This is a genomic window from Sulfuricaulis sp. (assembly GCF_024653915.1).
Classification (GTDB): domain Bacteria; phylum Pseudomonadota; class Gammaproteobacteria; order Acidiferrobacterales; family Sulfurifustaceae; genus Sulfuricaulis.
The window spans coordinates 132,689-152,924 of the sequence record NZ_JANLGY010000020.1; the positions used below are offsets into that span (position 1 = coordinate 132,689).

The following is a 20,236-nucleotide window of genomic DNA, read 5'->3' on the forward strand; positions in this document are numbered from 1 at the left end:
CCCTCTCCCTGACAGGGAGAGGGGGTGAGGGTGAGTGATTTTAATAGGTTGTCCAACCCCCTCACCCTGGCCCTCTCCCCCTTTCAGGGGGCGAGGGGACTTAATCAGAACTTCCTTAAGACGCCTTCCTGCGCACTTCCATCACATTCGGAATCTGATCCAGCAGCGCCAGGATGCGCGATAGCGTCTCAATGTTCGGGATTTCGAGCGTGAAGCTCATGTGCGCCACCTGCTGCTTGTCAGTGAGCGTGCTGACCCCGTGCACGTTGATTTTTTCATTCGCCAGCAGTGACGTGATGTCGCGCAACAATCCCGCACGATCGTGCGCGAGGATTTCCACCGCAACCGGATAGGCCGCGCCGGCCTGCGGGCCCCAGCTGACTTCGATCAATCGCTCGTTGTGTTCGTCGTGATGACGCAGGGCGTTGGCGCAGTCGCGGCGGTGAATGGTGACGCCCTCCCCGCGCGTGATGAAACCCACGACCGGATCGCCCGGCAGCGGGTTGCAGCACTTGGCCATGCGCGTAAGCAGATTGCCGATGCCCTGAATAGTGACGCTGGAGGGCTTGGCCGCCGTTCCCGGCGCACGCGGCGTAATCGCCGGTCGTTCGGCCTGAAATTCCTGCCCGGTAAATTCCTGCATCGCATGCATGATCTGCGCCGGCTTGATGTCGCCGCGCCCGGTGGCTTCCAGGAAGTCATCGACTTTCTGGAACTCAAAGCGCTGCGCCAGTTTCTCGAACTTGATGTCGCTGATGCCGAGACGATGGAACTCGCGCTCCAGCACGGCGCGGCCGGCGGCCACGCTGGCGTCGTAATTCTGCTCGCGGAACCAGTGGTTCACGCGCGTGCGCGCCTTGGAGGTGTGCAGATAACCCAGATGCGGCGACAGCCAGTCGCGCGACGGCCCACCTACCTTCACGGTCAGCACCTCGACGCGGTCGCCAGTCGCGAGTGCGTGCGTCAGCGGCACCATCTGGCCGTTGACCTTGGCGCCACGGCAGCGATGCCCAACGTCGGTGTGGATATCGTAGGCGAAATCGAGCGGCGTGCTGCCGGCGGGCAGGTCCACAATCTTGCCCTTGGGTGTAAATACATAAACGCGCTCGCTGAACACCTCGGACTTGAACTGGTCCACGAAGTCGCTGGCGCTCACCATCTCATCCTTCCATACCAGCAGGCTGCGCAGCCAGGCAATTTTGGCATCGTAACTTTTATCGCCGTGTGTGCCTTCCTTATAGCGCCAGTGCGAGGCCACACCCAGCTCCGACTGCCGGTGCATTTCGTGCGTGCGGATCTGCACCTCCACGGTCTTGCCTTGCGGGCCGATCACAGCGGTGTGAATCGAGCGGTAGTGATTCTCCTTGGGCGTGGCAATGTAGTCGTCGAATTCGCCCGGGATGTGCTGCCACAGCGTGTGCGCCACACCGAGCGCGCCATAGCAATCGCGGACGCTGTCCACCAGCACGCGCACCGCGCGCACGTCGTAAATCTGTTCGATGTGCCTGGCCTTGTTCTGCATCTTGCGCCAGATGCTGTAGATATGTTTCGGCCGGCCGCTGACCTCGGCCTTGATCCTGGAACGGGACAGCTCCTGCGCCAAGGTCTCGACAAACCCGGCGATATAGGCCTCGCGGTCTTCGCGACTTTCGGCAATGGCGTTGGCAACCTGCCGATAGGTCTCGGTCTCGAGATAACGGAACGCCAGGTCCTCGAGCTCCCATTTCATCTGCCAGATGCCGAGACGGTTGGCGAGCGGCGCGAAGATATCCATGGTCTCGCGCGCAATGCGCTTTTGCTTCTCCTCCGGCAGCGCGGACAGCGTACGCATGTTATGCAGCCGGTCGGCGAGCTTGATGAACACTACGCGCACGTCCTCGGCCATGGCCAGCAGCATCTTGCGCAGGCTCTCGGCCTGGGCATGTTCGCGGCGCGAACCGGCCGGTTCACTCTGGAATTCCTGGATCACCTTCATCTTGGTGACACCATCGACCAGCCCGGCAACGGACGCGCCAAATTCCTTGCTCAGGTCTTCAAGCGCGATGCCGCCGTCCTCCACCACGTCGTGCAGGATTGCTGCCGCGAGCGTTTCGTGGTCGAGCCCGAGATCAGACAGTATTTTGGCCACCGCCAGCGAATGCAGGACATACGGTTCACCCGAGATGCGACTTTGGCCCGCGTGCGCGCGCGAAGCCAGCACCACGGCCTGGCGCAGGATTTCCTTTTCCGGGTCGGGACGACCGGAAGTGATGGCGGCAAACCAGCCCTCCACACCGCTCATCAGGGGAGTGTCGTCGGTTATCGTTAGGGGCGTGGGCTTGACCATAGGGGATCGTGTATCTTGCTTCGATTTTTCAGAGTGGGGTCGAGACGGCGGGATTTTAACGCCTATAATTCCATAATAGACAACATGATCACCTTCGCCGGAAGGATTGTCCATTCTCCGGCAAGATCAAGATAACCATTGGCATGAATTCCCGTAAAACAATCTCAGTCCTGTTTACCGCCATGCTCATTGCCGGTTTCTTTCATGCCGGCGCTGCGCTGGCTGCCCGCACCACACCAGCCATTGAATCCGCGCCGGAGGCTATCGACCCGGAGCTGCGTGTGCTCGTGAAACAGGCCGCACTCGAAACCGACAGCTTCCAGGACCGCTTCGACGGCGAGGTATGGCTCGCCGACATGTCACAGCGGCTGGAGAGGCGCGTGCCGGATCACGCGTTTCGCATCGAACTGCTCAAGAACGTGCACTACGAGGCGCGGCGCGCCGAACTGCCGCCGGAACTGGTACTGGCGGTCATCGAGGTGGAAAGCAACTTCAGCCAGTATGTAATCTCCGTCGCCGGCGCGCGCGGGCTGATGCAAGTCATGCCGTTCTGGCTGAAGGAGATCGGAAAACCCGGCGACAGCCTGTTCCGCGTCCAGACCAACCTGCGCTTCGGCTGCACCATCCTCAAATATTATTTACAGAAGGAAAAAGGCAATTTGCACGCGGCGCTCAAACGCTACAACGGCACGCGCGAGAGCAAGTATTCCTATAAGGTGGATAAAGCCCTCAAGACCCGCTGGTTCCGGCAATAAGCTCAGTCGCGCACGGAGAAACCGGCGAAAGATTCCGCAACCGTTTCCTGCGCCGTGACCTGTTCAACGCGCGCATGCCGGGGTCCTTGCCGCAACCATTTCTCTAACTGTTTGACTTGCGCCTCTTCACCACAAGCAACCAGCTCCACGCGACCATCGGCAAGATTGCGCACCCAGCCAGACAAGCCCAGCTTGCGCGCGGTATCCTGTGCGGAGGCCCGGAAGAACACGCCCTGCACCTGCCCGGAAACCAGAAAGTGCCGGCAGCGGCTCATAAGACATTATTCACCGCAAAGGCGCAGAGAACGCAAAGACGGCATTTTTCCAATTTCATATTTTTCCTTTGCGACCTTTGCGTCTTTGCGGTGAGATTTATTTTTTAGGCACGTTTCGCTGTTTTTCGAGGTCGCGTATCGCCTGCTCCGCCAGCTGTTGCGTGACGGGCCCGATGCGCTGCGCCATGAATTTGCCTTCCGGCGAGAAGAAAAAATATGTCGGGGTGCCGATGAATATGGCATTGCTGAGGCGGCTGGCGTCTTCCGGATCGCCGATGAGATTCGGAAAGTTCAGGCTCTGGTCCTCGATGAAGCCCTTGGCCTTGGCCCGGTTATCGAAGCCGTCAATGGACAATCCGAGCACGGTGGCGTTTTTCTTCCGGTGCTCATCGTAAAAGAAGGTCATGTGATAAATATCGCGCCGGCAAATGGGACAGTCGGCGGACCAGACCGCCACCACGGTCCATTTTCCCTGGCCGATATATTCATTAACGTTGTGCTCCTTGCCGTCGACATCCTTGAGCCGGAAGTCCGGACCCGCCGCCATCACCAACGCCGGGATCATGAACAATACTGCCAACCACCTGCTGAAACGTAGAAACACGCTAACCTCCTGTTGATACACCAATATACTCGAATCGCTCTGGATGCATTCCGGCGGCGCCAACCCTATAATTCGTCGACTGATTGGAGCCCTCCATGAGCAAAAAATTCCGTACCGAAAAAGATACGCTGGGCGATTATCCGGTGCCCGCTGACGCCTGGTATGGCATACAGACGGCACGAGCCGTCGAAAACTTCCCGATTTCCGGCCGGCGACCCGATTCTGACTTCATTATCGCCCATGTCCGCATCAAGCGCGCGGCCGCAGCAGTCAACCAATCCGCCGGTGTTCTGGAATCGCGTCTGGCCAAGGCCATTACCAAGGCGGCCGATGAAATCATCGCGGGACAATACCACGAAGAATTTGTCGTGGACCGCTTCCAGGCCGGCGCCGGCACCTCGCATAACATGAACAGCAACGAGGTGATCGCCAACCTTGCCAATGTCGCGCTCGGCGGCAAAAAAGGCGAATACAAACCGGTGCACCCCAATGACCATGTCAACATGGGGCAAAGCACCAACGACACCATCCCGACGGCGATACGCCTCGCCGCACTCGCAAAACTGCCGCGCCTGCTTGAAGCCGTCATCGGCATGGCGGACGCCTACAAAAAAATCGCGCAGCGCGAGTCAAAGACGGTCAAGAGCGGACGCACTCATTTACAGGACGCCGTGCCGACCACGGTCGGACGCGAGTTCGCCGCTTACGCCTGGATCTTGAAGCGCAGTGCAGGACAGATACGCGCAACCATCCCTTTGCTGTGTCAGACCGGGCTGGGCGGTTCCGCCGCCGGTACGGGACTCAATACCGTTCCAAAATATGCCGCCAGCGTTGCCAAGGAATTGGCGCGGCTGAGCGGCGAACCGATTCGCGCCGCCGACGATCTCGCGGCACAAATGCAGTCCATGCACGATCTGCAACAACTCTCTAACGCCATCCGCGCGCTTGCGCTGGAATTGACGCGCATCGCCAACGACATGCGCCTGCTGGCTTCGGGTCCGCGCACCGGCTTCGCTGAAATTGAACTGCCGGCGGTACAACCGGGTTCGTCCATCATGCCGGGCAAGGTCAATCCGGTCATGTTCGAGATGCTGAACCAGGTATGTTATCAGGTGCTGGGACAGGATCACGCCATCGCGTTGATGACGCAGGCGGGACAGCTGGAACTCAACGTCATGATGCCGGCACTGGGTTCGGCGCTGTTCGACGCCATGGACTGGCTCACCCACGCCGTGAATGCCACGACTGAAAAAAGCCTGCGCGGCCTCAAGGTCGACCGCGACCGCTGCCGCGAGCTGGCACATACCAGCGTGGGATTGGCCACCCTGCTTAACACCTCCATCGGCTACAGCGCCGCCGCCGAAGTCGCCAAGGAATCCGCGCGCAGCGGGCGGTCGGTGCGCGACATCGTCGCTGATAAAGGCCTGATGAGCACAGCGGATTTCGACCGCCTGGTCGAGCGCGCCGCCATCGACGGGAATATCAGCCCTCCCCGCCGCTAGAATCAGCGAGTTTTGGTCTTTCTTATCCGATAACCCTGCCTGAAATGGTGACTCCCCGGGTGAGAGCTACACTTTCAGGTAGAAGCCCATCCAACACTGTTATATAGATACTGCATGCCCCTGACGCTGGCCGTACCCAACCTGACTGCTCGCAGTACCGACGATATCGAGCTGCACCCGCAGAAGTTTAAAAAGTGGCTCGATGAATTGCCGCTGCTGAACGTCACCGAAACCGGTCGCAAACTGTTCACCACCCTTTCGATTCATAACCGCGTCGAGTTTGAGAGCAAGCTCCGGCTGGAGCTGCTGGAGCTGTTCCGTTATACGGTCAGCCAGTTTACGCTGGAGTTCACCAAACAATACATTGGCCTGCCGCTGCCACTTTCCGAAAAGCACAAGAGTGTCGCCGAACAGAACCGCCAGTTTCAGATGGAGATGGCGAATGGATACAAACGCATCGCCTTAAGCTTGTCTGCTTCATCCGCCGGCAGCACACGGGAAAAAGTGACCCAGGCTCTTGTGATCGAGCGCGCGATACGCTATTTGACCGGCGTACTGGCGGTATCCTTTCAGACGTATTCCCCCTGCCCCCAGGACACCTGGAAGGAAATCCATGCGCTTTACTCGCATGCGGAAGAGCTCGGACTCACCGATATCGCCGTCTTCGATGACATGAACAAGGCAGTGTCGACGTGCAGCGTGAGCCATGCCTACAAACAGGCCCTGCTGCTCGAATTAAGCGATCCCTATCATCTGCCGCCGCGCATGATCGACTGGGCCCACCACTATCTCGACCGCTGGGCGCCGCTGGCGCAACTGACTGCCGCGACCAGCGCCTATAACCCCACCTGCCAGTTCCTGATTGACCTCCAGCTCGACCATGCCGGTATCGCGTACACCGCCGGCACCATTCCGGAGGATCCGAAACGTTATCGCATCCTGAACACGATCGAGTTGGCGCGCCAAGTGCACGCACAGCTCACCCTGCTTGCTAAAGGAGATTTGCCGCCCGCCGAGGGGTTACGGGAGAATTTTTTCAAGGAATGCGGTCAGGACCTGATGCGGCGTCTGGTCAACGACTGGGGTGTAAATCCGCAAAGACTTTTCCGCCGCAGCAAAGAAACCGGCCACCAAGTGGAGGTCGCCATTGGCATGGACCGGGTCAATTACTGGATCAACGGCGGAAAAATATTCGTTGTCAGTTCAAACTTCGTGGGCCCCGTACCGCAACGCACCATGCTCGCCTCCGAGACCACCAAACAGAAGGACATACGCATTCCCGGTCGGGAGCTGTCCGTCTGGGACGTGGAGGACGAAGGCGCCGGCGGTCTTGCGCTTTCCAAGGGTGGTGACATTCACCTGCACATCCAGGTCGGCGATTTGCTCATCACACGAACACCCGGGGATGGTAATTCCTGGACCGTGGGCGTCATTCGCTGGGTTCGCAGCACGGGGGGCGCGCACATCGAAATAGGCATCCAGCACCTTGCCCCCAACGCCGCCCCGGTGGTCATCAAGACCGTCAACGAGCATGGCAAAGAGAGCGACTTCCTGCCGGCGCTGCTGCTGCCGGAAATCAAGCCACTCAAAAAGCCGCAAACGCTGATCACGCACAGCGGGGTGTTCAGGCCCGAAACCGGTGTATTCATGGACAACGGTTACCGCTTATACCAGTTAACACCTACCCGGTTGATCGAGGGCAGTCACTCTTTCGAGCAATTCAGTTTCGATATTCAGAATACATAATATTAAAGACAAAGCCTTGAACCACGGGTAGCACGGGGAACGAAAAATATCTGAAAACAGGGGGACTATTTTTACCCTTTACATGCCTTTCCCCGTGTCCCCGTGGTTTGAATAAATTCTTATTTCAGATATTTCTTAATTCTATTAAGTCCGGCATCACGTCGGACGTTTTCGCCGCCACTGGCGCACCGCCTGCGGACGCCGCCATTCGGGCAGGGTCGCCGTCAGCACCGCCCCCGCCAGGACGATGGTCCACGACAGATAAACCCAGATCAGAAATACCGGCAGCGCGGCGACAGCTCCATAGATCGCCTTGTAGTTCGCGAAGTTCGCCACAAAAAACACAAAACCACGCTTGGCGATCTCGAAAGTCACCGTGGCGAACAGGCTCCCGATCAGGCCGTGACGCCAGCGGACGCGATAATTCGGCACCACGACGTACAGTGTCCAGAAAACCAGCCATTCGAAAATGATCGGTGCCGCCGCCAGTAAAAAAACCTTCAGTCCGCCGAAGGTCGCGTCGCGCGCGAAAAGCGGCAGCGAAACCAGATAAGAAGTGGATGACAGGGTGATGCCGATCAGCATCGGTCCCAGCATCAGCAGCGCGCCGTAACTGAGGAAACGGTGCAGGCGTTTGCGGGTTTGCGGCACGTGCCAGATGTCGTTGAACACCCGCTCGATCGTGGCCATGAGCATGAGTGAGGTCAGGAAAAGTAACAACAGGCCCCAGATCGTGAGCTTGCCCGCATTGGCGGCGAACTTCTGCAAATAACCGCTGACCGCCTCGCCCGAGGCCGGCACGAAATTGCCGTAGACGAACTCCTGCACCAACATCATCCATGACTGAAATATTTCAAACCGCGAAAAGATAGCAAACATCACGGCCGTGAGCGGCACCAGCGCCAGCAGTGTCGTAAACGACAATGCCCCGGCCACGCGCGTACAACGGTCTTCCCGGAACCGTTGCACGACCCAGCGCAGCAAACGAAGGAATGCCTGGAGAAAGTTCATGTCCCTATGTTAGTCGAATTATCACCACTGGCACTTGCCGCCGATGCGGCTCAGCGGTCAAAATCAGGGGCTTGTTATCTGCCCAAACAACGTCCGGAGGACCGATGTCCGTTACGATCTATCATAATCCCCGCTGCTCGAAATCGCGCCAGACCCTGGCGCTGCTGGAGAAACGCGGGATCGAGCCGGAGATCATCGAATATCTTGTCACACCACCGACGGAAGCGGAACTCAAGCGACTACTCAAGCTCCTCGGAATCTCGCCACGAGAACTCTTGCGCACGAAAGAAGAAGAATACAAACAGGCTAAACTCGATAAGCCGGATGTTTCCGACGCGGAAATTATTCGTGCGATGATTAAATATCCGCGCTTAATGGAACGGCCCATCGTGGTGGCAGGCAACAAGGCCGCACTCGGCCGCCCACCTGAGAATGTCCTGAAGATTCTCTAGACAGTTTCCACGTTCTCGCGGCCCAGCTCCTCCAGACGGCGCAGGAAGGGAATGGTCACACGCCGCTGCTGCGTGAGTGAGGCCTGGTCGATGCGGTCCAGCAGGTCGAACAGCGAGGGCAGATCGCGCGGGTAGCGGCTGAGAATATAGCGCGCCACGTCTTCCGGCATTTCGAAACCGCGATGCTGCGCACGCAGCCTCACAGCTTCCAGTTTTTGTACGTCATCCAGGGGCTGCAAGGCGTAGCCCGTGCCCCAGGCAAGACGACTGACAAGATCGGGAAGTTTCAAACCCAGCCGGTCCGGCGGCGCGATTGCTCCAATCACCAGCATACCGCCGACGGCGCGCAGACGCTCGACAAGACTGAACAGTGCTGTCTCCCATTCCTTGCGGCCCGCGGCGCGTTCCACGTCATCGAGACACACCAAGGGCGCCGTCTCGACGCCTTCCAGCAAAGACGGCGTCAGCTCCACGACATCGGCCAGCGGCACGTACACCGGCGCAATACCCAGCTCCTGCGCCAAGCGGCAGGCGGCCTGCAACAAATGGGTCTTGCCTGAACCCTCCGCGCCCCAAAGATACATCATCGGTTCCGATGCCTTCTCGCGTGTCGTGGCCGTCACCACGGCGGTGCGCAGCCGTTCCAACACCTCCCGATTGGGCCCGGCAAGAAAATTACTGAAGGACGACCCGTCCTTCAGACGCAGGTTAAGCGAAAGCTGGCAGCTCACGGCGGGGGGCGGCGCTGCGCGCGGCGTTTGCGCACCGGACGGTCCGCGGCGCCAGCGAAATAAAATTCGCGCAGGTGCCCCAGCCAGACCTTCAGCACCGCCGCCGCCGGCAGCGCCAACAGGATGCCGGTGAAGCCGAAGAGCTGTCCGCCGGCCATGATGGCGAAGATCACTGCCACCGGATGCAGGCCGATGCGGTTGCCCACCAGTTTGGGCGTGAGCCAGAAACTTTCCAGCACCTGTCCGACGAGAAACACGGCGCCGACGCCCAGCAGCAGCATGACGTCCTGGAATTGCACCCAGACCGCGAAGGCCGCCGCCAGCAGGCCGGTGATGAAACCCAAATAAGGCACGAAGCTCACCAGTCCCGCCAGGATGCCGATGAGCAGCGCGAGATCGAGCCCGACCAGGGACAGGCCCACGGAGTAAATCGTGGCAAGCGACAGCATCACCAGCAGCTGGCCACGCAGAAAACTCCCCAGCACTTCATCGGTCTCGCGCGCCAGCAATGCCGCCTGCACATGCCGGGACGGCGGTAACAGGGCCAGCGCGCGCGCCGGTAATTTGTCCCAATCCAGCAACAGATAAAACGTGACCACCGGTACCAGCATGGCGCTGACGACCCAACCGATCACATTCAGGCCCGACTTGGCGACATAAAGGAAGAAGCCGGTCACCCAGTCACCCACCTCGCTCCAGTTCCCGAGCAAGGTCTCGCGGATCGCCGCCACGTCCACTTTCAGTTCGACACCCAGCATCGCCTGCAGCCACGGCAGCGCAGTTTTTTGCAACCAGTCGAAATAAAGCGGCGCCTTGGTGATGAAGGAACGGACTTGAGCTTGAATGGCCGGGACCAGCAAGAACAGCAGCAGCACCAGCAACAGCACGAACACCAGGAACACCAGCGCCACCGCCAATGGCCGCGGGAAATGCCAGCGCTGCAAACGGTTCACGACGGGATTACCAAGATAGGCCAGCAGGCCGCTGACCAGGAACGGCGTCAGGATCGGAGCCAACAGGTAAACCAGCCAGGCCGCCAGCGCGGTCAGGGCCAACTGGGACAGCAGGCGGCTATCTGTCATGGGGCTCCTTCACGAGCTCGACATCCTTCATCACCAGCCAGATCCAGAGATAATGCAGGCCGCTCGCGACCGTGGACAGCAACACACCATATATCAGCACATCGACCAGCGGGGCATAAACCATGTCGAACGCTTGCTGCCCCAGAATAACGATGACCAGGGATATTTGCAGGAAGGTATTGAACTTGCTCAGCCAGCTGGGGTTCATTTGCACCGGCCCGATCATCGAGGTGTATATAAGGTAGCCGCCCACGATCAGAAGATCGCGGAAGGCCACGGTGAGCATGAGCCAGAACGGGATGTGATCCAGCATCATGAGCATGACGTAACTGCTCAAAAGCAGGATCTTGTCGGCCATCGGATCGAGAATGGAACCCAAGCGGCTTTCGAAATGGAAGCGCTTGGCGATAAATCCGTCGAGTCCGTCGGATACCCCGGCAATCACGAATACCGCCAGTGAAAAGGCATACTCCTCGTCTTTCAAGAGCAGGATGAGCACCGGCACCAGGCCGATACGGGAAATCGTGATCAAGTTAGGAAGCTGGGAGATACTCAACATGTTTTCGCTCACATTTCCAGGGTCAGCCCCGGCTGCGGATTTATCAGCAACAGCGCGTGCCGGATACCGCCGCAAGCTATAGTCAGGGCTGGTCCAAGTCAACCCTGGCACCGTTGCTTGACGCTCCGCACTGACCGTGATTGTCGCGGATACGCTGGAGGTTTACGCCAACTCCGGCACGCCCTACCATACGCATCCCTGACGAATCCCGGAGCCTGACGTGAACAAACCGCGCGTTTCCCTTACCTATCGCGATGCCGGCGTGGATATCGATGCCGGCGACGCACTGGTCGAGGCCATCCGCCCGATCGCAGGCGCAACCATGCGGCCCGGGGTGCTGGCGGGCGTCGGCGGCTTTGGCGCGCTGTTCGAGATTCCACCGGGCCAATACCGCGAGCCGGTGCTGGTCTCAAGCACCGACGGCGTCGGCACCAAGCTCAAGCTCGCCATCGAACTCAATCGCCACGACACCATCGGCATCGATCTGGTGGCCATGTGTGTCAACGATCTCATCGTGCAAGGCGCGGAGCCGCTGTTCTTTCTCGATTATTTCGCCACGGGCAAACTGGACAACAGGGTGGCGGAGCAAGTCATCCAGGGCATCGGCGCTGGCTGCCGCCAGGCGGGCTGCGCGCTCGTGGGCGGTGAAACCGCAGAGATGCCGGGCATGTACAGCCAAGGTGATTACGATCTCGCCGGTTTCACCGTGGGCGTAGTCGAAAAATCCAAAATCATCGACGGCTCACGTGTTAAAGCCAATGACACGCTCATTGGCATTGCCTCCAGCGGTGCTCATTCAAATGGTTACTCGCTCATCCGCAAGATTATCGAGGTACGCAAGGCCAAACTCGATCAACCGTTCCACGGACGTCCGCTGGGAGAAGTCTTGCTGGAACCCACGCGCATTTACGTCAAACCACTGTTGACGCTGATGCGCGAACTGTCGGTGCACGCCGCGGCCCACATCACCGGCGGCGGTCTGCCCGGCAACGTCCCGCGCGTGCTGCCAGCGGGTGTGCGCGCCGTCATCGATTCGCGCGCCTGGAAGCGGCCCGCCATCTTCGACTGGCTGCAGGAAATGGGCGGCATTGAAGATTTCGAGATGTACCGCACCTTCAACTGCGGCGTGGGCATGGTATTAGTGCTCGACGCGGCCGATGCCGAAAAAGCCCTCAAACAGCTTGAAGCCTCCGGCGAAACCGCGGCGATCATCGGGCACATCGAGGCCCATTCGGGAGAAGATCAGGTCGTCATCCTCAAATGAGCGGGGCCAGCGGTGGCATCGTGGTGCTGGTTTCGGGTCGCGGGAGCAATCTACAGGCCATCATCGATGCCGTGCATGACGGCCGCTTGCCGGCAGACATTCACGCGGTTATCAGCAGCGAGCCCGGCACCCCGGCCATGGCACGCGCACGCACGGCGGGCATTCCAAATCATGTCGTGAATCACCGCGACTTCCCGGCGCGCGAACTATTTGATCAGGCCCTCATACAGCGGGTAGATTCCTATGAGCCACGTCTGGTTGTGCTCGCCGGTTTCATGCGCATCCTGAGCGAGAGCTTCATCAATCATTATTCCGGCCGACTCATTAACATTCACCCCTCCCTGTTGCCGGATTTTCCGGGGCTCAACACCCACGCGCGTGCCCTGCAAAGCGGCGCGAAATCCCACGGAGCCAGCGTGCATTTCGTCACGCCTGAAGTGGACGGCGGGCCAGTGATTATTCAGTCAGCCGTACCGGTGTTGCCGGATGACACGCCTGAAATTCTGGCCGAGCGCGTTCTCACTGAAGAACACCGGATTTATCCGTTGGCGATCCGCTGGTTCCTGGACGGACGTCTGTCGGTCGAGGGTGGGCGCGTGCTGTTGGATGGGGAACAACGGCCAGAGCAGGGTTTAGACCGCCAGATAATTACCCACAACGATTCTCCGGAAACTGGCTGACATGCTTGTTTTAAGGTATTTTTTTCCCTGCCAGCGGGGAATAAACTGACCGAGGCCCCCGTCAAGAACCATAACGTCCGCCACCGGAAAGCACAATCTGCCCCATTATGGATGTCTTCAATTTCCTGGGTCGTTCGCGCGAAGCCAGGCTGCAACTTGAGCAACATCGCCAGCGGCTCTATCGCATCGCCTACGCCTGGACGCACAACGCGTCGCTGGCGGACGATCTGGTGCAGGAAACGCTGGCGAAGGCACTGAAAAAGTCTGGTCAGTTGCGTGACCCGAACGCGGGCGATGCCTGGTTGTACAGCATCATGTCGAATTGTTACCGAGATCACTTCCGCCGTCTTCGCGCGACGGATGAAATTGATGAAAACACAATAATTCATGATTCCACCCCGGAGAAGGAGAGCAGCGAGCAGGAAATTGTCCTCAAGGTCAGGGCGGCCATTGCCAAGCTGGCGGAGGGGCAACGTCAGGTCGTAACCCTGGTGGACATTCAGGGACTGAGCTATATGGAAGTGGCGCAGATACTGAATGTACCGATCGGCACCGTCATGAGTCGTCTGTGCCGCGCGCGTTACGCCCTCAAGGACCTGCTGGTTGATCTGGCACCGAAACTTGCTGCCCAAGAAGTTAAAATCCGGAGAATCAAATGAACGAACAACCGAAGTTTTCTGAAGAATTCCTGAACGCCTTCGTCGATGACGAATTGACGCCCGATGAAAAGGCACAAGCCTACGCACGGTTGTCCGACGATGTAGTGCTCAACCACCAGGTATGCGAACTTCGCAAGGTGCGCGATTTGGTCAAATTGGCTTACCAGAACGTACCTGTGCCCAATCGGGGCATGACAAGCATCGCCGCTGTCAGCAAGAAATATTGCAGCAACGGCCTCGCGGCCGGGCTGGCGCTCGTCATCGGCATCTTGGGAGGCTGGTTTCTGCACCAGTCTTCTCAGGCGCCGCAGAATACCGCCACCGCACAGGTAATGCCCGCCGCCGATGAACCGGTCAAGGTGTTATTCCATGTGAGCGACGGCAACGAGCAACACCTCAAGACCGTGCTGGACGAGGTGGAAAACCTGCTGCAGTACTATCGCAAAACGAACGAGAAGGCACGAGTCGAAGTAATCACCAACGGCGGGGGGCTGACTCTGGTGATGAACGGCGTCTCGCCTTTTGCCGATCGCATACAGCGCATGCAAAAGGAATACAAGGATCTCACTTTCATCGCCTGCCAGAACACCATCGATCGCGTCCAGCAGGAACTGGGCTTGACGGCGAAGCTTTTGCCGGGGGTGGTCGTTATCGATTCCGGCGTGGCGCAGATCATGCGTCGTCAGCACCAGGGCTGGGCCTATTTACAAGTCTGATTGTCAGCAGAACACCAACCATCCATAACTAAGGAGAAACATTCATGCACAAGACATTTTTACTCAGCCTCATCGCGGCGTTCACCCTCGGCTGGATTTCGGTCAACACCAGCCACGCCGCGGAGGGCGGCAGCAAGGTTCTTTATCACGTCAACCTGGGAAATGAGCAGGCCACCGACGCGCTGCGGAATATCAATAATCATCTTGCCGTGGATCCCTCGGCAAAAATCGTTGTCGTGACTCACAGCAAAGGCGTCGATTTCCTGCTGGATGGCGCGGAAGACGAGAACAAAAACCCGTATAGCGGCACGGTCGCCAAGCTTGCGGCGAAAGGGGTGGAGTTCCGGGTCTGCCAGATTACCCTGGAGCGTCGCAAGATCGACCCGAAAAAACTGATCCCGGAGGCCAAGCTTGTTCCCTCCGGCGTCGTGGAAGTGACAAAACTTCAAACACAAGGGTATGCCTATCTGAAACCCTGAAGCGGGGCCTGATATGGCAATAGACACCAGAGTGCTTCAGAAAGATAACGTAGCCCTCAAGGCCTGAAGCATTTCAAAGTCTCTCTCCTCCAGCCCGCAGCGCATCGCGGGCTTTTTTTTGTCCGGGTGACTCGTTATCCTAGTCGCCCGCGCGCTGCCAGCGTCTCCCGGATATCACATCAACCGATGCAAGAACTTCTGGAAATCATTCCCTCGAGAGAGGCCATTCGCGTTTTCCTGAATTCGTCTTCCACCTGGTTACAGGTCGGCGTATTCACTGCCGGGTTTCTGGTAGTGAAGTTGCTCTCCAACTGGCTGCAACCGCGCCTCCAGACCATGATCCAGCCTGGCGCCCTTGACGAGGGTATGCGTCGCACCGCCGTGCGCTCGGGAGCACTGGCGCTGGTTCCGCTCATGCTCTGGTTGTGGCTACTGACCTCCAGCGCCATCCTGCGCCATTACGGCTGGGACACCGGGCTGCTGCGACCGGCCATGATCCTCGCCGGCGCGCTCGCGCTGATCCGCATGGGCGTGTTCGTGCTGCGACACAGCCTCAGCCCCGGTGGTCCGCTCAAGGCCTGGGAAGGCGTATTGACGATAACCATCTGGACCCTGGTAGCGCTTCATATTCTCGGCTGGCTCCCACGGATCGAGCAGATGCTCGACGACTATGCATTCACCTTCGGCACAGTGCGCGTGTCCCTGCTCAATGTCCTGAGCTTCGCCTTGTCCATCGCCGTCATGCTGCTGGTCGCGCTGTGGCTGTCCAATGCCATACGCGGCCGGGTGGCGCGCAGCCGCGCGCTCGACGAAAGCATGAAAATCGCGTTATCGAAACTGATCAAGTTCGTTCTGCTCACGCTCGCCGTGCTCGCCGCCATGGTGTCGGCGGGCATTGATATCACGGCCTTTGCTGTTTTTGGCGGCGCTCTCGGTGTGGGACTCGGCTTGGGCTTGCAGCGTGTGGTGAGTAATTTTGTAAGCGGATTCATTCTCGCCTTCGAGGGCTCGATCCGGCCGGGTGACGTCATCAGTTACGGCGACACTTATGGAACCGTGAAGGCGCTGCACACGCGCCACATCGTCATCCGCACGCTCGACGGGCTCGATATCCTCGTCCCTAATGAGAATCTCCTCACTACTGACATCACTAACTGGTCCTATGCCGGTGACAGGAAAATCCGGCTGCGACTGCCGGTGGATATCAGCTATAACGACGAACCGGAAGTGGCACTGAAACGGCTGGAGCGACTGGCACGGGATAATCCGCGCGTGCTGAAAGATCCGCCTGCGTCGGCGTTCCTGCTGGGTTACGGTGACAACGGCATCAATCTTGAACTGCGTGTCTGGCTCAGCGACCCGGATATCCGGGGAGAAATTCGCACCGAGCTGTATAAAGCGATGTGGACTGACTTTCACGCCGCGGGTATTACTTTCCCCTTCCCGCAACGCGATGTCTATATCAAGCAATTTGCGGGTCCGGCAACTTCCCCTGCTGACGCCAGATCAGGTAATCGCGCAGGATCTGCGCGTGGTCGAAAACGAGAGGCGAAGGCAAAGCCTCCGGGCTGAAAATCGCCACGCCCGCCGCATCGTCCTGCGCCCGGGGCTCACCCACGGCCTCGGCAATATAAACCGCCGAGGCCGTGTGACTGCGCGGGTCGCGCCGCGGATCGGAATAACATCCCAGCAATGTCTTGAGTGTCACGCGCAGCGCCGTTTCTTCTTCGGCCTCCCGCACGGCGGCGTGCTCCACCGATTCACCGACATCCACGAAGCCGCCAGGCAAGGCCCATCCGTGCGGCGGATTCTTGCGCCGGATCAGCACAATTGGCACGTCCGGACGATCCTTGAGTTCAATAATAATATCCGTGGTCAATGCAGGTGTTTTCGGTGCCGGCATGATCTTTTCTCTTTCCAGGGCGCGCTTGTCGGCTGTTCCGCATGATAATGCTCGGAATGTGCCTGTTTCGAGTATACTTGCATAACGCACTGGTGAATGAAACGAGGCTTTAACGAATGCTTGAAGGATTGATCACTCTCCCATGGTGGGGATACATCATCGCCGCTCTCATCCTGACTCACATCACGATTGCCGCTGTTACCATCTACCTCCACCGACATCAGGCCCATCGGGCCCTCGATCTGCATCCCATCGTCAGTCACTTCTTCCGCTTCTGGCTGTGGTTGACGACCGGCATGGTCACGAAAGAGTGGGCCGCCATCCATCGCAAGCATCACGCCAAGGTGGAAACACCGGACGACCCGCACAGCCCGCAGCAGTTCGGTATCCGCAAGGTGATGTGGCAAGGTGCGGAACTCTATCGCAAAGAGTCGAAAAACCTCGAAACGATGGAGAAGTACGGCCACGGCACGCCGGATGACTGGATCGAGCGCAACCTGTACTCACGCCATAGCGCCAAGGGCATCGGCTTGATGTTCGCGATCAACGTGGCGCTGTTCGGCCCGATTGGCATTACGATCTGGGCGACTCAGATGATCTGGATTCCCATTTTTGCCGCCGGCATCATCAACGGGGTTGGCCATTACTGGGGTTACCGCAATTACGAAGTCAGCGACGCCAGTACCAACATCGTGCCCTGGGGCATCCTGATCGGAGGCGAAGAACTGCACAATAATCACCACACCTTCGGAAGTTCCGCCAAGTTTTCCTCCAAGTGGTGGGAGTTCGACATCGGTTGGATGTACATCAACATAATGAAAGCCTTGGGGCTCGCGCGTGTAAAGAAAATCCCGCCTGCCCTCACCTGCGATACGGCCAAAGAACACATGGACATCGAGACGGTGAAGGCTGTCATCACGGCACGCTTTCTGGTCATGTCCCAGTTTGCACGTGAAGTCATGCAAAACGTACACCGCGAAGAATTGAAAAAGGCAGACCGCTCCGACCGCGATTCCTGGGCCCTGCTCAAACGTGCACGGCGTCTGATGGTGCGCGAGGCGGCGCTGCTCGACGAGACATCCCATCGCTGGCTGAATGATGCCTTGGAGAACAATGGCACGCTCAGAACGGTATATATGATGAAACAGAAACTTCAGGACATCTGGCAGCGTTCTGCCAGCACACAGGAACACCTGTTGCGCGCGCTGCAGGAGTGGTGCCGCGAGGCTGAAGCCACCGGGATCCAGGCCTTGCAGGATTTTTCGCAGAAACTGCGGACTTATACCCTGGTGCCGGTCACTGCCTGAGAACTCATTGAACCAACACAATTTTGTCATGAACAAAATTGGACGGCCGTAAGCCGGCCCGAGCGTATTTTGCGAGGGTGAGCCCCAGGGATGGGGCGAACAAAAAAGCCCGCATCATGCGGGCTTTTTGTTGAGCACGAATTTTCCTCAGGCCGGAATGGAAAAACGTTTGTGCAGCGGGCTGTGGCGCGGGAAGTGCGCCAGCAGGAACTTCATCTGATCCGCCAGAATCCGCTTGCCCTGGAGGTATATATATTCGGCGTGGGTCGGCATGAACGGCACCGCGAGCAACTCCAGCCCAGACTGTTCCGGCGTACGGCCCGCCTTGTGGTTATTGCAGCGTTTACAGGCGGTGACGACGTTATTCCAGGAATCCGTGCCGCCCACGCTCAACGGGATAATGTGGTCGCGCGACAGGCCGCGAGGGGAAAACTGCTCGCCGCAGTACATGCACAGATGTGCGTCGCGGGCGAACAGCGTCTGATTGTTGAGCGGCGGAACGTAATGCGCGCGCGCCTTCAGGACAGCGTGACTGTCGCCGTGAGTGGCGACGATGGAATTGATTTCGAGGACAGAACGCTTGCCGGAGATGGCGTTGTAGCCGCCACGAATCTGATAGAGCGGCACGCCGCAGGTGTAAGCCACCTGCCCCAGGTGATAGACCCGCACAGCCTCTTTGAAGTCAATCCATTCAAGCGGCATTCCGGATGCATCGGTCCTCAAGACTTGCTGATTTAATGTATACACAGATGGCCTTCCCTAACTCATCAAGCTCACGAGCGATATTTATGTCAGAAAACATGGGGGTTGTACATAGCCAGACAACCGCGCCCCGGATCGGCCATGCTTCCTGTTGCTCCTTGCTTAAGGATAGCGGAAATAACAAAGCCCGGCAGGGCCAGGCTTTATTTTCAGATACGGAACGGGTCACGCCGCCTATTTGATCTTGGCTTCCTTGTAGGCCACGTGCTTGCGAACCACCGGATCATATTTCCTGAATTCGAGCTTGTCCGGGGTGGTGCGCTTGTTCTTGGTCGTGGTGTAGTAATGACCGGTACCCGCACTGGAGACCAGCTTGATCTTTTCACGTGCTGACTTGGCCATGGCTTATACCTTCTCGCCGCGGGCGCGCATCTCGGCCAGCACGGTATCTATGCCCTTCTTGTCGATGGTGCGCAGCCCATTGCTTGAGAGGCGCAAGGAGATCCAGCGTTTCTCGCTTTCCACCCACAGACGGCGTTTTTGCAGATTCGGCAGAAAACGGCGGCGGGTCTTGTTGTTCGCATGGGACACGTTATTGCCCGCGCGTACGCGTTTGCCCGTCACCTGACATACTCTCGACATCGGAAATCTCCCTAAACGGATGCCCTAAGGGCTCTCAAAGGACGGCTTTTATATCAGATATAGGCATTTCTGGGTAGGCCCTGAAATCAGATCAGCGAGAACCATCAAATCAGGCCCCGTTCGCTGAAAGAAACCGTCTCTCCGTCCCCCACCACCAAGTGATCCAGTAATCGAATATCTACCAGGGTCAGCGCCTCCTTCAGGCGATCAGTCAAAAGCTCGTCCGCCCGGCTGGGCTCGGCCACCCCCGAGGGGTGGTTGTGCACCAGAATCACGGCGGCGGCATTGTGCTTGAGCGCGCGCTTGACGATCTCACGCGGATAAACCGCCGTGCCGTTCAATGTTCCCTGGAACAATTCCTCAAAGACCAGCACGCGGTGGCGGTTGTCCAGAAACAGCACGCAGAAAACCTCATTCTTGCGGTCCCGCAGCTGCGCCTGGAGAAATTCCCGGGTCTCCCGGGTCGAACCGAGCGTAATCTCGCGCTTGAGTTTCTCGGCCAGAAAGCGCCGGCCCATTTCCAGGCTCGCCTGCAGTTGCACGTATTTGGCCTCGCCGAGCCCCGGAGTTTCACACAGATCCTCCGGAGCGGCCGCCAATAATTCACGCAAGCTGCCATACCGATCGATGAGATCGCGCGCTACGTCCACGGCGGTTTTACCGGGTACGCCGGTGCGGATGAAAATGGCCAGCAGTTCGGCATCGGAAAGCGCAGACGGGCCACGTTGCAGGAGTTTCTCGCGCGGGCGTTCGTGTTCAGGCCATTGGTTTATGGTCTTCGGGCTATTCTTGGTCTTTTTCTTACCCATTTGTTCCCCCCTTCCCGGGCAAGTACACTTTA

23 protein-coding genes are annotated in these 20,236 nt (G+C 58.5%); 11 read left to right on the plus strand and 12 right to left on the minus strand.

Annotation, left to right across the window (positions count from 1 at the left end; all coding sequences use genetic code 11):
* Nucleotides 1-115: 115 nt before the first annotated feature.
* On the minus strand, nt 116-2,281 hold the full coding sequence (gene relA, locus NUV55_RS10415; RefSeq protein ID WP_296672712.1) for a GTP diphosphokinase: 2,166 nt from the start codon (nt 2,279-2,281) through the stop codon (nt 116-118).
* 188 nt (nt 2,282-2,469) lie between these two features.
* On the opposite strand from relA, the gene NUV55_RS10420 reads away from it, so the two are divergent.
* Nucleotides 2,470-3,081 (plus strand): lytic transglycosylase domain-containing protein, encoded by a 612-nt coding sequence (locus NUV55_RS10420; protein WP_296672714.1) that lies wholly within the window; start codon nt 2,470-2,472, stop codon nt 3,079-3,081.
* Nucleotides 3,082-3,083: 2 nt separating this feature from the next.
* Here NUV55_RS10420 and NUV55_RS10425 read toward each other — a convergent pair whose 3' ends face one another.
* Together NUV55_RS10425 and NUV55_RS10430 are read right to left on the minus strand one after the other, a co-directional pair.
* Nucleotides 3,084-3,356: an acylphosphatase gene (locus NUV55_RS10425; RefSeq protein WP_296672715.1), complete on the minus strand. Its 273-nt coding sequence runs from the start codon at nt 3,354-3,356 to the stop codon at nt 3,084-3,086.
* Between the two features lie 97 nt (nt 3,357-3,453).
* Nucleotides 3,454-3,960, minus strand: a complete 507-nt coding sequence (locus NUV55_RS10430; protein WP_296672717.1) for a peroxiredoxin — start codon at nt 3,958-3,960, stop codon at nt 3,454-3,456.
* 95 nt (nt 3,961-4,055) lie between these two features.
* On the opposite strand from NUV55_RS10430, the gene NUV55_RS10435 reads away from it, so the two are divergent.
* Together NUV55_RS10435 and NUV55_RS10440 are read left to right on the plus strand one after the other, a co-directional pair.
* Nucleotides 4,056-5,462: an aspartate ammonia-lyase gene (locus tag NUV55_RS10435; protein ID WP_296672718.1), complete on the plus strand. Its 1,407-nt coding sequence runs from the start codon at nt 4,056-4,058 to the stop codon at nt 5,460-5,462.
* Nucleotides 5,463-5,576: 114 nt separating this feature from the next.
* Nucleotides 5,577-7,208 carry a hypothetical protein gene (locus NUV55_RS10440; protein WP_296672720.1) on the plus strand — a complete coding sequence of 544 codons (1,632 nt, stop codon included), beginning with the start codon at nt 5,577-5,579 and terminating at the stop codon, nt 7,206-7,208.
* Nucleotides 7,209-7,364: 156 nt separating this feature from the next.
* Here the strand turns inward: NUV55_RS10440 and NUV55_RS10445 are convergent, their stop codons facing one another.
* Nucleotides 7,365-8,219: a YihY family inner membrane protein gene (locus NUV55_RS10445; protein WP_296672722.1), complete on the minus strand. Its 855-nt coding sequence runs from the start codon at nt 8,217-8,219 to the stop codon at nt 7,365-7,367.
* A gap of 104 nt (nt 8,220-8,323) precedes the next feature.
* On the opposite strand from NUV55_RS10445, the gene arsC reads away from it, so the two are divergent.
* Entirely contained in the window at nt 8,324-8,671 is a 348-nt protein-coding gene (arsC, locus tag NUV55_RS10450) for an arsenate reductase (glutaredoxin) (protein ID WP_296672724.1), read from the plus strand.
* On the opposite strand, the gene hda is transcribed toward arsC, so the two are convergent.
* From hda to NUV55_RS10465, 3 genes are read right to left on the minus strand one after another with little or no spacing between them, the layout of a single operon-like run.
* Nucleotides 8,668-9,402 carry a DnaA regulatory inactivator Hda gene (hda, locus tag NUV55_RS10455; protein ID WP_296672725.1) on the minus strand — a complete coding sequence of 245 codons (735 nt, stop codon included), beginning with the start codon at nt 9,400-9,402 and terminating at the stop codon, nt 8,668-8,670. The two genes, arsC and hda, sit on opposite strands and share 4 nt — an antisense overlap.
* Complete coding sequence (locus NUV55_RS10460; RefSeq protein ID WP_296672727.1) at nt 9,399-10,484, minus strand: AI-2E family transporter; 1,086 nt, start codon at nt 10,482-10,484, stop codon at nt 9,399-9,401. The genes hda and NUV55_RS10460 overlap by 4 nt, the downstream gene beginning before the upstream one ends.
* Nucleotides 10,474-11,043: a CDP-alcohol phosphatidyltransferase family protein gene (locus NUV55_RS10465; RefSeq protein WP_296672728.1), complete on the minus strand. Its 570-nt coding sequence runs from the start codon at nt 11,041-11,043 to the stop codon at nt 10,474-10,476. The genes NUV55_RS10460 and NUV55_RS10465 overlap by 11 nt, the downstream gene beginning before the upstream one ends.
* A gap of 220 nt (nt 11,044-11,263) precedes the next feature.
* Here NUV55_RS10465 and purM point away from each other — a divergent pair, with 220 nt between their 5' ends.
* From purM to NUV55_RS10495, 6 genes are all read left to right on the plus strand, one after another.
* Nucleotides 11,264-12,307 carry a phosphoribosylformylglycinamidine cyclo-ligase gene (purM, locus tag NUV55_RS10470; RefSeq protein WP_296672730.1) on the plus strand — a complete coding sequence of 348 codons (1,044 nt, stop codon included), beginning with the start codon at nt 11,264-11,266 and terminating at the stop codon, nt 12,305-12,307.
* Nucleotides 12,304-12,987, plus strand: a complete 684-nt coding sequence (gene purN / locus NUV55_RS10475) for a phosphoribosylglycinamide formyltransferase (RefSeq protein WP_296672732.1) — start codon at nt 12,304-12,306, stop codon at nt 12,985-12,987. The genes purM and purN overlap by 4 nt, the downstream gene beginning before the upstream one ends.
* Nucleotides 12,988-13,094: 107 nt before the next feature.
* Entirely contained in the window at nt 13,095-13,646 is a 552-nt protein-coding gene (locus NUV55_RS10480; RefSeq protein ID WP_296672734.1) for a sigma-70 family RNA polymerase sigma factor, read from the plus strand.
* Entirely contained in the window at nt 13,643-14,362 is a 720-nt protein-coding gene (locus tag NUV55_RS10485) for a DsrE family protein (protein ID WP_296672736.1), read from the plus strand. The genes NUV55_RS10480 and NUV55_RS10485 overlap by 4 nt, the downstream gene beginning before the upstream one ends.
* 44 nt (nt 14,363-14,406) lie before the next feature.
* The gene (locus tag NUV55_RS10490) at nt 14,407-14,841 is read left to right on the plus strand and encodes a DsrE family protein (protein ID WP_296672737.1); all 435 of its coding nucleotides are present in this window, start codon (nt 14,407-14,409) and stop codon (nt 14,839-14,841) included.
* 186 nt (nt 14,842-15,027) lie between these two features.
* Nucleotides 15,028-16,413: a mechanosensitive ion channel domain-containing protein gene (locus tag NUV55_RS10495; RefSeq protein ID WP_296672739.1), complete on the plus strand. Its 1,386-nt coding sequence runs from the start codon at nt 15,028-15,030 to the stop codon at nt 16,411-16,413.
* On the opposite strand, the gene NUV55_RS10500 is transcribed toward NUV55_RS10495, so the two are convergent.
* Complete coding sequence (locus NUV55_RS10500; RefSeq protein ID WP_296672740.1) at nt 16,304-16,744, minus strand: NUDIX hydrolase; 441 nt, start codon at nt 16,742-16,744, stop codon at nt 16,304-16,306. The genes NUV55_RS10495 and NUV55_RS10500 overlap by 110 nt on opposite strands.
* A gap of 116 nt (nt 16,745-16,860) precedes the next feature.
* Here NUV55_RS10500 and NUV55_RS10505 point away from each other — a divergent pair, with 116 nt between their 5' ends.
* A complete protein-coding gene (locus tag NUV55_RS10505; RefSeq protein WP_296672742.1) occupies nt 16,861-18,051 on the plus strand; it encodes a fatty acid desaturase in 1,191 nt (396 codons plus the stop codon).
* A 147-nt stretch (nt 18,052-18,198) separates the two neighbouring features.
* Here the strand turns inward: NUV55_RS10505 and NUV55_RS10510 are convergent, their stop codons facing one another.
* The 4 genes from NUV55_RS10510 to radC all read right to left on the minus strand — a co-directional run bounded on the left by NUV55_RS10510 (nt 18,199) and on the right by radC (nt 20,204).
* Nucleotides 18,199-18,753 (minus strand): HNH endonuclease, encoded by a 555-nt coding sequence (locus NUV55_RS10510; protein WP_367280402.1) that lies wholly within the window; start codon nt 18,751-18,753, stop codon nt 18,199-18,201.
* Between the two features lie 234 nt (nt 18,754-18,987).
* Nucleotides 18,988-19,155, minus strand: coding sequence for a 50S ribosomal protein L33 (gene rpmG, locus NUV55_RS10515; protein ID WP_296672748.1), 168 nt, complete (start codon nt 19,153-19,155; stop codon nt 18,988-18,990).
* A gap of 3 nt (nt 19,156-19,158) precedes the next feature.
* Nucleotides 19,159-19,395, minus strand: coding sequence for a 50S ribosomal protein L28 (gene rpmB, locus NUV55_RS10520; protein ID WP_296672751.1), 237 nt, complete (start codon nt 19,393-19,395; stop codon nt 19,159-19,161).
* 104 nt (nt 19,396-19,499) lie between these two features.
* Nucleotides 19,500-20,204: a DNA repair protein RadC gene (gene radC / locus NUV55_RS10525; RefSeq protein WP_296672753.1), complete on the minus strand. Its 705-nt coding sequence runs from the start codon at nt 20,202-20,204 to the stop codon at nt 19,500-19,502.
* Nucleotides 20,205-20,236: the final 32 nt, after the last annotated feature.

What these genes read in the sequence shown, in the direction of transcription:
- relA (WP_296672712.1), bottom strand. Translation starts at nt 2,281, where the DNA reads ATGAGCGGTGTGGAGGGCTGGTTTGCCGCCATCACTTCCGGTCGTCCC.
- NUV55_RS10420 (WP_296672714.1), top strand. Translation starts at nt 2,470, where the DNA reads ATGAATTCCCGTAAAACAATCTCAGTCCTGTTTACCGCCATGCTCATT.
- NUV55_RS10425 (WP_296672715.1), bottom strand. Translation starts at nt 3,356, where the DNA reads ATGAGCCGCTGCCGGCACTTTCTGGTTTCCGGGCAGGTGCAGGGCGTG.
- NUV55_RS10435 (WP_296672718.1), top strand. Translation starts at nt 4,056, where the DNA reads ATGAGCAAAAAATTCCGTACCGAAAAAGATACGCTGGGCGATTATCCG.
- NUV55_RS10440 (WP_296672720.1), top strand. Translation starts at nt 5,577, where the DNA reads ATGCCCCTGACGCTGGCCGTACCCAACCTGACTGCTCGCAGTACCGAC.
- NUV55_RS10445 (WP_296672722.1), bottom strand. Translation starts at nt 8,219, where the DNA reads ATGAACTTTCTCCAGGCATTCCTTCGTTTGCTGCGCTGGGTCGTGCAA.
- arsC (WP_296672724.1), top strand. Translation starts at nt 8,324, where the DNA reads ATGTCCGTTACGATCTATCATAATCCCCGCTGCTCGAAATCGCGCCAG.
- NUV55_RS10460 (WP_296672727.1), bottom strand. Translation starts at nt 10,484, where the DNA reads ATGACAGATAGCCGCCTGCTGTCCCAGTTGGCCCTGACCGCGCTGGCG.
- NUV55_RS10465 (WP_296672728.1), bottom strand. Translation starts at nt 11,043, where the DNA reads ATGTTGAGTATCTCCCAGCTTCCTAACTTGATCACGATTTCCCGTATC.
- purN (WP_296672732.1), top strand. Translation starts at nt 12,304, where the DNA reads ATGAGCGGGGCCAGCGGTGGCATCGTGGTGCTGGTTTCGGGTCGCGGG.
- NUV55_RS10480 (WP_296672734.1), top strand. Translation starts at nt 13,095, where the DNA reads ATGGATGTCTTCAATTTCCTGGGTCGTTCGCGCGAAGCCAGGCTGCAA.
- NUV55_RS10485 (WP_296672736.1), top strand. Translation starts at nt 13,643, where the DNA reads ATGAACGAACAACCGAAGTTTTCTGAAGAATTCCTGAACGCCTTCGTC.
- NUV55_RS10490 (WP_296672737.1), top strand. Translation starts at nt 14,407, where the DNA reads ATGCACAAGACATTTTTACTCAGCCTCATCGCGGCGTTCACCCTCGGC.
- NUV55_RS10495 (WP_296672739.1), top strand. Translation starts at nt 15,028, where the DNA reads ATGCAAGAACTTCTGGAAATCATTCCCTCGAGAGAGGCCATTCGCGTT.
- NUV55_RS10500 (WP_296672740.1), bottom strand. Translation starts at nt 16,744, where the DNA reads ATGCCGGCACCGAAAACACCTGCATTGACCACGGATATTATTATTGAA.
- NUV55_RS10505 (WP_296672742.1), top strand. Translation starts at nt 16,861, where the DNA reads ATGCTTGAAGGATTGATCACTCTCCCATGGTGGGGATACATCATCGCC.
- NUV55_RS10510 (WP_367280402.1), bottom strand. Translation starts at nt 18,753, where the DNA reads ATGCCGCTTGAATGGATTGACTTCAAAGAGGCTGTGCGGGTCTATCAC.
- rpmG (WP_296672748.1), bottom strand. Translation starts at nt 19,155, where the DNA reads ATGGCCAAGTCAGCACGTGAAAAGATCAAGCTGGTCTCCAGTGCGGGT.
- rpmB (WP_296672751.1), bottom strand. Translation starts at nt 19,395, where the DNA reads ATGTCGAGAGTATGTCAGGTGACGGGCAAACGCGTACGCGCGGGCAAT.
- radC (WP_296672753.1), bottom strand. Translation starts at nt 20,204, where the DNA reads ATGGGTAAGAAAAAGACCAAGAATAGCCCGAAGACCATAAACCAATGG.